1 protein-coding gene is annotated in these 277 nt (G+C 59.2%); it reads left to right on the top strand.

Translation table 11 applies throughout. The features are described from left to right. Window positions 1-277 (top strand): Ig-like domain-containing protein (locus tag R2A130_RS18750; RefSeq protein WP_040306448.1); only part of this gene is annotated, 277 nt, incomplete at both ends.

The following is a 277-nucleotide window of genomic DNA, read 5'->3' as shown; positions in this document are numbered from 1 at the left end:
ACGGTTACGATCACGGTGAACCCACAGAACGATGCGCCGACGGCTGCTGATGATGCGGTAACGACGAATGAGGACGCGGCTGTCTCCGGTGCTGTGATCGTGAACGACATCGACGGCGATGTTCTGACTGCGACGCTCGGCACTGCACCAACGAACGGCACGGTGATCGTCAACACGGACGGGACGTATACGTATACACCAGCTGCCGACTTCAATGGCACGGATACGTTCACGGTGTCTGTCGATGACGGCAATGGCGGTACGGACACGGCTACGG

Origin of the sequence: Ahrensia sp. R2A130, assembly GCF_000179775.1 — a bacterium.
Classification (GTDB): domain Bacteria; phylum Pseudomonadota; class Alphaproteobacteria; order Rhizobiales; family Rhizobiaceae; genus Pseudahrensia.
This window is presented reverse-complemented; position numbering and strand designations above follow the sequence as displayed.